10 protein-coding genes and 1 tRNA gene are annotated in these 13,867 nt (G+C 47.1%); 3 read left to right on the forward strand and 8 right to left on the reverse strand.

Going from position 1 to position 13,867, the window contains the following annotated elements; translation table 11 throughout:
* Positions 1-96 precede the first annotated feature (96 nt).
* The 5 genes from nrdB to GY683_RS00325 all read right to left on the reverse strand — a co-directional run bounded on the left by nrdB (position 97) and on the right by GY683_RS00325 (position 5,603).
* A complete protein-coding gene (gene nrdB / locus GY683_RS00305) occupies positions 97-1,227 on the reverse strand; it encodes a class Ia ribonucleoside-diphosphate reductase subunit beta (RefSeq protein ID WP_297286855.1) in 1,131 nt (376 codons plus the stop codon).
* 157 nt (positions 1,228-1,384) lie between these two features.
* On the reverse strand, positions 1,385-2,266 hold the full coding sequence (locus GY683_RS00310; RefSeq protein ID WP_297286856.1) for an EamA family transporter: 882 nt from the start codon (positions 2,264-2,266) through the stop codon (positions 1,385-1,387).
* 18 nt (positions 2,267-2,284) lie between these two features.
* Positions 2,285-3,178, reverse strand: a complete 894-nt coding sequence (locus GY683_RS00315; RefSeq protein WP_297286857.1) for an SEL1-like repeat protein — start codon at positions 3,176-3,178, stop codon at positions 2,285-2,287.
* Positions 3,179-3,278: 100 nt separating this feature from the next.
* Complete coding sequence (locus GY683_RS00320) at positions 3,279-4,520, reverse strand: O-succinylhomoserine sulfhydrylase (RefSeq protein WP_297286858.1); 1,242 nt, start codon at positions 4,518-4,520, stop codon at positions 3,279-3,281.
* Between the two features lie 150 nt (positions 4,521-4,670).
* Positions 4,671-5,603: a branched-chain amino acid transaminase gene (locus GY683_RS00325; protein WP_297286859.1), complete on the reverse strand. Its 933-nt coding sequence runs from the start codon at positions 5,601-5,603 to the stop codon at positions 4,671-4,673.
* A gap of 169 nt (positions 5,604-5,772) precedes the next feature.
* Between GY683_RS00325 and GY683_RS00330 the strand changes: the two genes are divergently transcribed.
* Together GY683_RS00330 and GY683_RS00335 are read left to right on the forward strand one after the other, a co-directional pair.
* Positions 5,773-6,609: a threonine/serine exporter ThrE family protein gene (locus GY683_RS00330; protein WP_297286860.1), complete on the forward strand. Its 837-nt coding sequence runs from the start codon at positions 5,773-5,775 to the stop codon at positions 6,607-6,609.
* Position 6,610: 1 nt separating this feature from the next.
* Complete coding sequence (locus GY683_RS00335) at positions 6,611-7,063, forward strand: threonine/serine exporter family protein (protein ID WP_297286861.1); 453 nt, start codon at positions 6,611-6,613, stop codon at positions 7,061-7,063.
* Positions 7,064-7,129: 66 nt separating this feature from the next.
* Here GY683_RS00335 and GY683_RS00340 read toward each other — a convergent pair whose 3' ends face one another.
* The 3 genes from GY683_RS00340 to GY683_RS00350 are packed head-to-tail and all read right to left on the reverse strand — an operon-like array spanning position 7,130 to position 13,320.
* A complete protein-coding gene (locus tag GY683_RS00340) occupies positions 7,130-8,746 on the reverse strand; it encodes an efflux transporter outer membrane subunit (RefSeq protein WP_297286862.1) in 1,617 nt (538 codons plus the stop codon).
* Between the two features lie 9 nt (positions 8,747-8,755).
* On the reverse strand, positions 8,756-11,905 hold the full coding sequence (locus GY683_RS00345) for an efflux RND transporter permease subunit (protein WP_297286863.1): 3,150 nt from the start codon (positions 11,903-11,905) through the stop codon (positions 8,756-8,758).
* 8 nt (positions 11,906-11,913) lie between these two features.
* Positions 11,914-13,320, reverse strand: a complete 1,407-nt coding sequence (locus GY683_RS00350) for an efflux RND transporter periplasmic adaptor subunit (protein ID WP_297286864.1) — start codon at positions 13,318-13,320, stop codon at positions 11,914-11,916.
* A 491-nt stretch (positions 13,321-13,811) separates the two neighbouring features.
* Between GY683_RS00350 and GY683_RS00355 the strand changes: the two genes are divergently transcribed.
* Positions 13,812-13,867 (forward strand) — tRNA-Cys (locus tag GY683_RS00355).

A 13,867-nucleotide genomic window follows, 5' to 3' on the forward strand; every position in this document is an offset into this window, starting at 1 on the left:
CTGTTTTCTTGCCAAATCTTAAATCAATTATTATTTTTATAAACTGTCTTTATCAGATTTTTAAACCGCCAAGCAGCTTGACGGTTTAATATTGATTTATAATTCAAAATCATCCAGATCCACATCATCCAGATCAGAATCAATCTGCCCAACCAGATAAGTGGTAATCTCCGTCTCTTGTGGCGCTACCTGCACATTATCAGATGACAGCCATGCGTTAATCCATGGAATCGGATTCGATTTGGTCTCAAAGATCGCAGGCAGACCAATCGCCGCCATGCGCGTGTTCGTGATGAATTCGACATATTGGCATAGGATGTCCTTATTAAGTCCGATCATTGAGCCATCTTTAAACAGATATTCCGCCCATGCTTTTTCTTGTTCGGCGGCACTTCTAAAGATGTCAATCGCTTCGTCTTCACAAGATTTAGCGATCTCTAGCATCTCAGGGTCATCACGACCAGAGCGCATCAAGTTGATCATGTGCTGCGTACCATTTAGGTGCAGAGCCTCATCACGAGCGATCATTTTAATGATCTTAGCATTACCCTCCATGACTTTGCGCTCAGCGAACGCAAAAGAGCACGCAAACGACACATAGAAACGAATCGCCTCAAGCACATTCACCGCCACGATACACAGATACAGCTTTTTCTTAAGATCCTTTAAAGACACTTCAACCGTCTCACCACATAAAGTATAAGTACCCTCACCGTGCAAGTCATACAACTGTGCAGCACGATGCAGATCGTCATAATATCGTGCGATGTCGCTGGCACGCTCTAGAATGTGTTCGTTTTCGATGATGTCATCAAAAATCTTACTCGGATCATTCACCACGTTGCGGATGATGTGCGTATAACTGCGGCTATGAATCGTCTCACTGAACGACCAAGTCTCAATCCAAGTCTCAAGCTCAGGGATGGACACCAGCGGCAGCAGTACCACGTTCGGGCTACGACCTTGGATACTGTCAAGCAGCGTTTGGTATTTTAGATTTGACAAAAAAATGTGCTGCTCATGCACCGACAATTCAGCGAAGTCAATGCGGTCACGCGATACATCAATCTCCTCAGGTCGCCAAAAGAACGACAGCTGTTTTTCGATCAGCTGCTCAAAAATCGGATGTTTTTGTTGGTCGTAGCGCGACACATTGACAGGCTGACCGAAGAACATGGGTTCTTTTAAGACGTCATTTTTGGTTTGGCAAAAGATAGAATAATGCATGATGATGTTTCCCAAAGTCTTTTTTGTTGATTTGTATAAAAGCTGACTTAAATCAATATATAGTATAATATTTGGACATTTACACACGATATAGTGTAAATTTGCGGTCATTGTACCACAAATTCGGTAAGCGCGTATATTTTTTTAATAATTACTCTTATTTAGATGATGAATTGAATAAGCGGCGTGTACCAAAGACATGCACCATCAGCGCCAGCATGACAACGATCACACCCGACCAATGCCAAAAATTAAGCTTCTCTGATAAGAACACAAAACCCACCAACAGCGCAATCACAGGCACGAGCAGCGCCAAAGGCGTAACCTGACTGGCAGGATGTTTAGAGAGTAGATAGCCCCAACCTGCATACCCCAACAGACTGGCGACATAGGCCAGATACAGCACGCTCGCCCAGCCGCCCCAGGTCAGATTCTGAACCTGTGCACTTACGCCATCTGTACCATATAACCACAATGAACCGACAGCAAAAGCACCCAATGCCGAGATATTTCCCCACACCACCAATGATAATGGGTTTACCGCGCCCAGTTTTTTGACGACGATATTACCCATCGCCCAAGAGAATGATGCAGTCAGAACCACTAACAGCCCAACCACAGGCGCATTACCTTGATGCTGCCCAACACCGATGAGCATCAGCCCGACAGCCGCGGCCATCATAGCGATCAGATGATGCCTTAATACAGTCTCTTTGAAGATGATCGCAACCAGCAGCACCGTCATAAATACCTGGCTTTGGTGTAGCAGTGCAGCCAGCCCTGTTGGCACATCCATTGATAACGCCAAAAACATAAAGGCAAATTGCCCAAAACTGATGGTCAGCCCATATAAAATAAGCCAACGCCAAGGCACATTTGGGCGCTTAAAAAAGAAAATGGCAGGGAAAAGCAAAAAAGCAAATCGAAGCAATCCTAGCACCATGGGTGATATGTCCATTAGGGCAAATTTCATAAACATGAAATTAATACCCCAAGCAAACACAACACCCACAGCGATTAGCCAATCCCTAGCGTTCATATCCTTGTCCTTAATAGGTTATTCTTGTGCTGCTGTTAATTTATTGAGCAATTCTGTGGCTGGCTCATGATCCTTTTGGGCGGCTTTTTGTAGCCACAGCTTGGCTTCATTGGTTGATTTTGATACACCTTTACCATCCAGATGGCAAAGCGCTACTTGATGCATGGCAGGCGCAAAGTCAGCATTGGCAGCTTGTAAGAAATAATTAAACCCTGCCGTCAGATCTTGGGCGACGCCCTCGCCGCGTTGATAGTGCACAGCCAGATTATACATGGCTTCTGGAATATCTCCTGCCGCTGCTTTTTTAAAGCATTCTATCGCCTCGGCATAATCTTGCGGAACGCCGCGCCCTACACAGTACAGGTTACCTAGATTCAGATAAGACAGGCTCACACCAACATCGCCTGCTTTTTTGTGCCATTTCACCGCTTCATCTTCATCCGCTGCCACGCCCACGCCATACTCATACATTAGCGCGATGTTATGACAAGACTCAGCATGATCGTGATCAGCAGCCTGCTTATACCAAGCAAACGCCTCTTCATGGCTCTGCTTAACGCCAAACCCGTGGTAATACATGACGCCTAGATTATGACATGCCTTGATGTTACCTTGTTCGGCAGATTTTTTGAGAAGTTCATGGCCTTTTTCGTAGTCTTGGCGCACTCCTAAGCCCTGACAGTGCATCACACCAAGGCTACGCTGAGCATCGGCAAGACCCAGCGACGCTGATTCTAACAGCAAAGTCGCCGCTTCTTCGTAATCACCTGCTTGATAATGTTCTGTCGCCTCATCATAAAGCGCCTGCGCGCGCGCCATGTCTTGGCTAGCGTCATCAACAGATGGCTTTCTGTATTCGGCGATAGAGTCGTTTTCGTTGGATTTTTTGAATAATTTGGTTAAAAAACTCATGGCGAACTCTGATGATAAAAATACCTTATTATACTTGAAAATCTTGTCAATTTACCAATAAAAATCCAAATGGACTTGGTTTTTAAATCACATAACTGCACTATAAGGCATCTAGCCCACGCTTTAGGTCATTAATGATGTCTTTGGCATCTTCGAGACCCACCGATAATCGAATAAGCCCATCGGTCACACCCGCCTCCAATCGCTGCTCGGGCGTCATGCGAAAATGCGTCGTGCTGGCTGGATGTGTAATGGTAGACTTAGCATCGCCTAGGTTATTGGTGATGCTGATGACTTGGGTGCTGTCGATTACCTGCCAAGCACTGTCTTTATCACGAACCTCAAAGCCAATAATCGCCCCGAATGCGCCACCTTGTGCATCTAGGTGCTGATGCTGACTTTTGGCAAGCTCATGGCCTGGGTGATCATGAAGCCCTGAGAAGTGTACTTTGGTGACATTAGGGTGATTTGATAAAAATGCAGCGACTTGATTGGCATTCTCACAATGCGCTCTCATTCGTAGATTCAAGGTCTCAAGCCCCTTTAGTAACACCCACGCATTAAATGGCGATAGGCTAATGCCGCCGGTGCGCACCACGCCGAACGCCTTCTCCATGAGTTCATCGGAGCCGATCAACGCCCCACCAATCACACGCCCCTGACCATCGATGTATTTACTGGCAGAATGAATAACAACATCCGCGCCCAGCTCTAGCGGCTTTTGAATGGCTGGCGTAGCAAAGCAATTATCCACGATCAGCAGCGCATCATTATTACGGGCAAGATTCGCCAAAAACGACAAATCAGCAATCTGTGCTAGCGGATTAGAGGGACTTTCGCAATATAGCACGCGAGTGTTTGGCTGAATGGCATTCTCCCATGCGTCATTGTCAAAGCAATCCACATAACTGACAGAGACGCCAAACGCCTTAAAGTAAGTATCAAATAGCGCAACAGAAGAACCGAACAGCTGCTTGGCGCACAGCAGATGATCGCCAGCCTTAAGATAGGCTAAGCACATCGTCAAAATCGCCCCCATGCCACTTGCGGTAGCGACACAGCGCTCACCACCTTCAAGCAACGCCAAGCGTCTTTCAAAGGCGCGAACGGTAGGATTGGTGTGGCGGCTATAGACATTGCCCTTCTTTGTACCATCGAAATGATCGGCGGCATCTTTGGCAGATTTATACACATAACTGCTGGTGGTAAAAATCGCCTCGCCATGCTCACCTTCATCTGTGCGATGATAGCCACCGCGCACCGCTAAAGTCTGACTAAAAAACCCCAAAGCAGGGTCTAAGGCATCGGATTGCCAGTTATCATCTAGGATTGGTTTTGTCATGATTGCGCCTTTTTATTGTTTGATAAATTTGCATTATGATACCACAAAACAACGGATGCAGTTTTTCTAAAATAGAATTTTAATCAGGCATTAAGCGTTCGTCTGAAACAAAAAAAGACGACCTAAGCCGTCTTTTGTAAATTATAAGAATTAAGCATCAACAAAGGTCAGCCAATGCTTGTATTTTTCATTGCGACCTTGGACCACATCAAAATACAAGGTTTGTAGCTTCTCGGTGATCGGACCGCGAGAGCCATTACCAATAACGCGATCATCGTATTCACGAATCGGGGTAACTTCGGCTGCGGTACCCGTCATGAAGATCTCATCAGCCAGATAGAATTCATCACGAGTGATGCGACGCTCAATCACCTTAATACCAAGATCGTTGGCAAATTCAATGATGGTGCGGCGAGTGATGCCATCAAGTGCACCGCCTGCCAAGTCGGGCGTATGTAGCTCGCCATTTTTTACCAAGAACAAATTCTCACCCGAGCCTTGACACACATAGCCTTGCGGATCCATCAAGATCGCTTCATCATAGCCCGCCTTGGTCGCTTCTTGGTTAGCCAAGATAGACACAGGATAGTTGGCAGCGGCTTTGGCTTTACACATGGTGACGTTAGGATGGTGATGGGTATAGCTAGATGTCTTGGCGCGGATGCCGTTATTGATGCCATCTTCGCCAAGATATGCACCCCAATGCCATGCAGCCACTGCCGCATGAATGCTGTTATCCTTAGCAGCGATACCAAGCTTCTCTGAACCCACCCAGATTAATGGACGAATGTAGGCACTTGCCAAGCCATTTTGACGGACGACATCTTTTTGGGCTTGTGCTAGCTCTGCATGGCTATAAGGCACGTTTAATTGGAAAATCTTAGCAGAATTTAATAGACGCTCGGTGTGCTCTACTAGACGAAAGATCGCAGTGCGACCGTCTGGCGTCTCATACGCACGCACACCTTCGAACACCGCCAAACCATAATGCAAGCTGTGCGTCAATACGTGAACTTTCGCTTCAGGCTGATCAACGAGTTCGCCATCAAGCCATAATTTGCCTTGTTGGGTTGCCATATTCATAAGTTATTCCTTATATTTTGGGATTTACAAAAAGTGAAAACTATCCCGTGATTATAGCACCGTTTAAGGCTTTTGCAATTATTTGTTGAAATTTTTGGTGCAATTGTGATGATTTTTTTGATGATTGGCTTTACAATATGTCAAAATTTATACATCTCTTATTCTACCCATGCCCAGCAGCGAAAACACCCCACGCCGATTGCCCTACATCTCTCACGAAGAGCAGCAGCGCATCACCAGGCTATGTGTACGCTGCGCCCTGCTATTTATGCAGTATGGCGGAGAATCAGCAGTCGTGGTCGATCTGACCAAGCGGCTTGGTGTGGCGCTTGGGGTTGGTGGGGTTGAATGTGCGCTGTCATTTAATGCGGTGACCCTAACCACCTTATACAATGGACGCTGCATCACCACCGCCCGCAATACCGTACATCAAGGCATCAATGTCAGCATTCTAGTTCAAATCCAGCAAATCGTGCTATATGCCGAATCCGCCACCAAAGATGACGCACTCATCGATGACATCGAATCACGTTTTGATGACATTAATCGCACCACTTATCCCAATAACCTGATGTCCTTATTTGTTGGGCTGTCCTGTGCCTGCTTTGCCTATTTAAATGGCGGTAATCTCATCATCTCAGCCATCACCTTAGTGGCAGGTTTCTGCGCGATGCGGATGCGTGTGTATTTATCCGCGCATCATTTTAACCCGTTTGTAGTGGTTATTATTACGGCATTCGTGGCGACGTTACTCGGGGCAACGGCGTATTTTTTGGATTCATCGCAGATCGTAGCGTTAGGACATCATGCTGACATCGCGGTCGCTGCCAGCGTGCTTTTGCTTGTGCCAAGCTTCCCCATCATTAACGCCCTGTCCGACATGCTAAAAGGATACATCAATATGGGCGTGGGACGCTGGATGTTCGCAACGATGCTGACATTATCAGCATGCGTAGGTATTGTGATTGCGCTTATTTTGCTACAGATACCGCACTGGGGACTATAATATGTGGCTAATCTCTGACATACTATTATCATGCGTCATCACCCTGGGCTGGTGCTTAATGTTCACGCTGCCAAGTCGCTATATTATCTATTGTCTGGTTATGACTGCGCTTGGTTTTGGTGCTAAGAGCGTCATGGTAAATATGGGCATTCATTTGGCGGTGGCGACTTTTTTTGGCTCGATGCTTGCTAGTTTCTTAGGTGTGTGGTTCGCTCAAAGATTTCGCCTACCCCCAAAGGCGCTCATCGTCCCTAGCGTCATCTGCCTCATGCCTGGTATTCCCGCCTATAAGGCAATGGTCAGCATGGTGCAGATTGGTTATTTTGGCTTTGACATGAGTCTATTCGTCGTGATGATGAGTTATTTTTTTGAGGCGATATTTGTAATTTCTGCCTTAGTATTGGGCTTGTCCATTCCTGGTATTTTATTTTATCGTAGAAAGCCAATCGTCTAGCATTATTTATTTAATAGCCAACAAAAAACGCTCACCATTCGATGAGCGTTTTTTATTATCATACCATTAATGGATGCTGATAGGTGTTGAGACACCGTCAGCATTGGCAGGCTCGATTACATTCAATGTCGCAGGCGCAGGCTGTACGATCTCGACACTGGGATCGACCGCATCCGCGTTCACAGGCGTAAGCTGCTCTTTGGTCGCAAGCTCAGCCGTACGCATCGCTTCACGCTGCTTTTGTAGGCTGGCGATCTGTTCAGCGGTTAGCGTCGCGCCGCCACCTAGTGCTTGATACAACTGAATCTGACTTAGGATTTTTTGCAATTCTAAGTTTAAGATATTTTGCTGATTGGCGAATAATGAACGCTCCGCATCCAACACGCTTAGATAATCATCCAAACCTGAACGGAAGCGCGCATGGGCGATTTGATAGGTTTGTTGATAATTGTTCTGTAGCTTATATTGGGATTCTAGCTGTCTGCCAAGCGTAGCACGACTTGCCAGCACATCACCCACTTCTTTAAATGCGGTTTGGATGGCTTTTTCGTAGGTGACTAATGCGCTCTTTTGGGCGACTTCTGCCACTTCATAATTGGCGCGGCGAATGCCTGCATCAAAGATTGGCAGATTAATCGAAGGACCAACCGACCAAGCAAAAGCGCTTGATTCCAAGAGATTGCTTAGACTAGACGAGCTAAATCCCAAATTACCCGACAGGCTAATCGATGGGAAATAGGCAGCACGTGCCACATTGATATTCGCGCCTGCCGCTTTTAGTGCGTGCTCTGCTTGTACGATGTCAGGACGATAATACAGTAGCTCACTTGGAAGACCTGTGCTAAATAGCGTCTGAGTGGTGATATTATCCACCGCCATGTCAGGCATCAGCTCATCTGGAACTGGCGCACCAAGTAGCAGCTGCAGCGCGTTACGAGCTTGTAGAATGCCAGTATCAGCTTGATAAATCGCCAACTTAGCCGCTTCTAGTGACGCTTCTGCCTGCAGGCTGGGTGAGCGTGCATCAATACCCGCCTTAAAGCGCTTGTTCGTGATGTCTAGTGAGTGCTCACGAGTCTTTAACGTCTCAACAGCAAGCTGACGCTGAGCCAATGCGTAGCTTAGATTGACGTAGCTTTGTGCGATATTAGAAATCAGAGAAATCTGCACCGCGTCTTTAGCTGAATTGGTTGCTAGGTAATTATAAAGCGCAGCATCTTTGGCGTTCGCCACTTTGCCCCAAAAATCAATCTCATAGCTAGACATGGCAAGACCGATATTGTAGCCGCTGCTGGCGTTACGATCAGCAGGCGATGCTGAACGAGTCGCGCCGCCAGATGCGCCCAGCTTTGGAATGCCGTCAGCTTCGGTGATCTGATACTGAGCACGCGAGCTTTGGATCGCCAGAACAGCTTTTTGTAGGTCTTTGTTGTTATTTAGACCTAGTTCAATCAATGACTTTAGCTTAGGATCAGCATAGAAATCCTGCCAGCGCATCGATGCCACACTTGGCGCTTCTGCCACACTGATGGTCTGCTGATCAAGCACTTGGTAAGCCTGATCAACCGCCAAATTCGGCTGAGCGACCATGGTCTGGGCTGATTTTGGAATCGTGCTACACGCCGACACCCCCAGCACCAGGGCTGAGAGTGTGAACAGGCGAACTGTTTTGGTTGTTTTCATAAATTCTCCTTACTCGTGTTCGCGCACAGCGACGGGTTTGGCAAGTTTTGGCTTATATGGGAATACTGAACGCACCCACACATAGAACATCGGGATAAAGAACACGCCTAAGAAAGTCGCTGTGATTACTCCACCGACCACACTCGTACCGACTGCGTTTTGGCTACCTGAACCTGCACCTGTGGCAATCATCAAAGGCACAACACCGATACCAAAAGCAAGTGATGTCATGATAATCGGACGCAGACGCATGCGAGCTGCCTGCATGACCGCATCTTTTAGACTCGCCCCCGATTCTTGAATCTCTTTGGCAAATTCAATAATCAAAATCGCGTTCTTCGCGGACAGACCAATTACCGTGAGCAGACCTACCTGTAGATAGACGTCGTTGGCAAAGCCTCGAAGCATGGTAAAGATAACCGCACCAATAACACCCAGTGGAATAACCAACATCACCGAGAATGGTACCGACCAGCTCTCATATAGCGCTGCCAGACACAAGAACACAACAACCATAGAGATCGCATATAGCGTCAATGCCTGACCACCGGTCTTACGCTCTTCTAGTGACAGACCTGTCCACTCATAACCGATACCCTCAGGCAACTGAGTGATCATCTGCTCCATGGCTAGCATGGCATCGCCCGTACTCTTACCAGGCGCAGCTGAACCCTGAACGTTAAGTGATGACAAGCCGTTATAACGGTTAAGACCAGGACTGCCATATTGCCATTCACTGTTAGAGAACGCACCGAAGCTGATCATCTCACCTTGGCTGTTACGCACATACCACTTGTTAATGTCTTCAGGTGTGGCACGGCTATCGGGCGCGCCCTGCATATATACTTTTTTGATACGGCCGCGATCAATGAAGTCATTAACATAGCTACCACCAAAGGCTTGAGCTAGAACGCCATTCACTGTTGCCATATTTAGGTTATAGGCAGCAGCTTGTTCTTGATTGATGTTTACTTTAAGCTTGGGTGCATCTTCTTGACCGTTCGGACGTACACCTGCTACATTTTCATTCTGCGCTGACATACCCAAAAGCATGTTACGAGCTTCTAGAAGTTTCTCATGACCCACGCCACCAATGTCTTGAAGCTGTAAGTCGAAACCACTTGAATTACCAAAGCCTTGGATCGCAGGTGGTGCAATCGGATATACCAACGTCGCTTCTGGAATCATGACATTCAACGCCATGGCTCTACCAGCAATCGATTGGGCAAGGCTTTCATCTGAAGTACGCTCACTCCAGTCTTTTAGCTTAACGAAAGCCAAACCGGCATTTTGACCGCTGGCACCAAAGCTAAAGCCAGAGATGGTAAATACCGATTCAACATTGCCTGCCTCTTGTTCACGGAAATAGCCACCGACCTTTTCCATAACTGCTGCGGTCTGGTCAAGCGTCGAACCCGCAGGCAGCTGAACCAATGTCATTAAGACGCCTTGGTCTTCTTCTGGGACGAATGATGATGGTAGACGCGTGAACAATAACGCCATCACAGCGATAACTGCAGCATACACGATCGCAAAGATCCACTTGGCATTAAAGGTCTTACCCACGAAGTTCTCATAGCCACGACTGGCCTTGAAGAAGAAACGGTTAAACCAGCCGAAGAAGCCTTTTTGAGTATGGATGTCTTTGTGTGCTTGGCGTCTTAGAATGGTAACACACAGCGCAGGCGTAAAGACAAGTGCAATCACTGCTGACAATGACATACTGGTGATCAGTGTTACCGCAAACTGACGATAAATCACACCAGCCGAGCCACCAAAGAAAATCATCGGTACGAATACTACCGACAGAATCAGTGCAATACCGATAACAACTTTACTGATCTCACCCATCGATTGGATGGTGGCATCTTTGACTGAGATGTTTGGATCTTCTTCTAAGATACGCTCCACGTTCTCCACGACAACGATCGCATCATCGACGAGCAGACCGATGGCAAGCACCATCGCAAACATGGTTAGGATGTTAATGGTAAAACCAAATAGCGATAATACCGCAAATGTACCCAGAATAACAACAGGTACCGCAAGTGTCGGGATGATGGTCGCGCGCCAGTTCTGCAAGAACAGGAACATAACCAAAAACACCAGCACAATCGCCTCAAGCAGCGTTATAACAACTTGCTTAATAGACAGCTTAACAAATGGCGTGGTGTCGTAAGGCACGACGATTTTTAGACCTTTAGGGAAACCTTGTGACAACTCATCAAGACGCTCCTGTACTGCTTCACGCACCTCAAGGGCGTTCGCGCCAGAGGCAAGCATGATGCCCATACCCGCAGCTTGTTGTCCATTATATAGAGTCTTAACGGCGTAGCTTTCTGAGCCCAGCTCAATATCTGCCACATCACGCAGGTAGACTTTTGCGCCTGAAGGGTCAGATTTAATTAGGATATTACCGAATTGCTCTGGCGTCTGCAGGAAGCTTTGCACACTCACCGTCGCGTTAATCACTTGACGATCGAGATCTGTTGGTAGGTTAGCAAGCTGACCTGCTGATACTTGCACGTTTTGTGATTGAATCGCAGCTGAGACATCAGATGGCATTAGCGCATAAGAAGAAAGCTTAGCAGGATCCAGCCAAATACGCATAGCGTAAGGCGAACCGAATACGTTTAGCGAGCCCACACCATTAACACGGCTTAGGCTGTCCACCACGTTGGAGTTAATATAGTCAGCGATGTCCGACTGTGTCATACTCCCATCTTCAGAGATGAATGATGCCACCATCAAGAAGCTACTGCTAGACTTATTAACCGTCACGCCCTGACGTTGTACATCAGCTGGCAGTGAGCTGGTCGCTGCTTGTAGCTTGTTTTGTACTTGGACCTGCGCGGTGTCAGGATTTACGTCATTTTCAAAGGTTAGCGTGACAGAGGCCGAGCCATTCGCTGATGAGCTTGACGACATGTACATCAGACCATCCAGACCTTTCATCTGCTGTTCGATGACTTGCGTTACGGTATTTTCTACCGTCTCGGCATCAGCGCCAGGATAGACAGCGCTCACCGAAACTGTCGGCGGCGCAATCTGCGGATACTGCTCAATGGGCAAGCTGCGAACAGCGATAATGCCCACCAGCATGATCAAAATGGCGATCACCCATGCAAAGATGGGGCGCTCAATAAAATACTTAGACATGACCGCTCCTACTGTGCTTTAGGCGTATCTTGAGCAGCTTGCGCCTGTGCGCCTGACTCTTCTTTAGGCGCTACGACGCTATTTTGACCTGCTTGCTGCGGCGCTTGAGCATTTTGCGCTTGACTGCCTGCTGCGCCCGTTGGTGGCAGTGCACGCACTTCTACTGCTTGGTCAGGCTTAACTTTAGCACCGCCCATCACAACAACTTGGTCGCCATTTTGTAGTCCGCTGCTGACCACCCATTGACCGTTAAAGGTGCCTGAAGTTTCAACTGGGCGAACTTCGATTTTCTTGTCTTTATTTACGACATAAACTTGTGTTTCGCCTTTAGGTGTACGTGTGATGGCAGTCTGTGGCAGCAAAACAGCATTGTTCATGATAGACTGCGCAAGGTTGGCATTCACATACATACCAGGAATTAGCACGCCATCAGGGTTCGGGAATACCGCTCTTAGCTTAACCGCGCCTGTCGCTTCATCGACGCTCGCATCAGACAGAGCCAGACGTCCGATGATTGGGTATGTGCCACCATCTTCTAGGACGATTTGCACCTCTGGATCACCTTGGCTCGCTTTGCCTTCAGCGATCTGCTGACGTAAGCGTAGCATCTCTGCCGATGATTGGCTGATGTCCACATAGACATAATCGGTGCGTGTGATGGTTACCAGAGCGTTTGATTGGTTGGCTGACACCAATGCGCCATTCGTTACTGCTGAGATGCCCACTTTACCGCTAATCGGTGCGCGTACGATGGTACGGCTTAGGTCTAGCTCGCTTGCGCTTAGGCTGGCTTTGGCGCTGTTGATCGCAGAGTCCGCACTGCCGACACTTGCTTTGGCTTGCGCAACCGTAGCTCTGGCAGCTTCGACATTCGCCTCAGCCGTGCGTACGGCAGTCACCGCCTGATCATAAAACTGTTTTGATACCGCATCAACTTCAACTAAGCCTTGTAGTCTGGCTAGATCAGCACGCGCTTGAGCTAAATTTGCTTGCTGCGCAGTTAGGTTGGCTTGGGCTTGGGCTTGGGCTGCGCGTGCATTTTGAGCAGAAGCCTCAGCATTTGCGATCGCTGCACGACCTGCATTAATCGCACTGGTATAGTTATCTGTGTTAATACGGTACAGAGGCTGGCCTGCACGCACAAATCCACCTTCGCGGAACAATACTTCATCCACAATCCCCGTCACCTGCGGGCGCACTTCAGATGTCTCAACCGCTGTCACACGACCTGAGAAAGACTTCACCACAGGAATCGCACCAAGCGTTACCGTCTGAACATCCACGACCGTTGGCGGCATTTGTTGCTGCGCTGCAGCCGCTGCCTGCTCATCTTGGGCTGATTTATTACAAGCAGCCAACAGTGTCATGCCCGCAAATACTGCAGCAATGGTCGCCGCACGTAAATTTAATTTCATAAGCACCTTATTTTGGTTTTATTGGATTATAAAAATGGGGTTTTACGGATTCGATTTTTTAGATGGTTGCAAGAATAATCATCAGGCAAGCATCCAAGAAAGCAAAACCCTAAAACCACGCAGAATAAAGGCATCGATAAACGCCTTTAATTCACCTTGAATTATTTTATTAAGCTATTAGATTTGACATTTAAAAACAAACTAACAGTTTTGATAAATCCATAAAACTTAATAAATTTTACTATTATACTTTAAAATGCTTGATTTTTTAAGCTTTTTATTTACTTCACATCCAAAAAAACAGATTGATTTTTACCTAAAATTGTGAACAAACGTCTATTTTTTAGGCACAAATATCGCCATATTCTTAGCCGTCTGACTAAAATTATAAAAAATTCAAATTTTTATAAAAAAATCACTTGCTTTTTTGTAAAAATTTGCTATCATAACGTCCACTTAATCAATGCGATTAAGACACAAAATGGCTGGGTGGCAGAGTGGTCATGCAGCGGACTGCAACTCCGTGTACGCCGGTTCGATTCCGACC

The sequence above is a fragment of the Moraxella sp. genome, from assembly GCF_024227015.1.
GTDB lineage: Bacteria > Pseudomonadota > Gammaproteobacteria > Pseudomonadales > Moraxellaceae > Moraxella.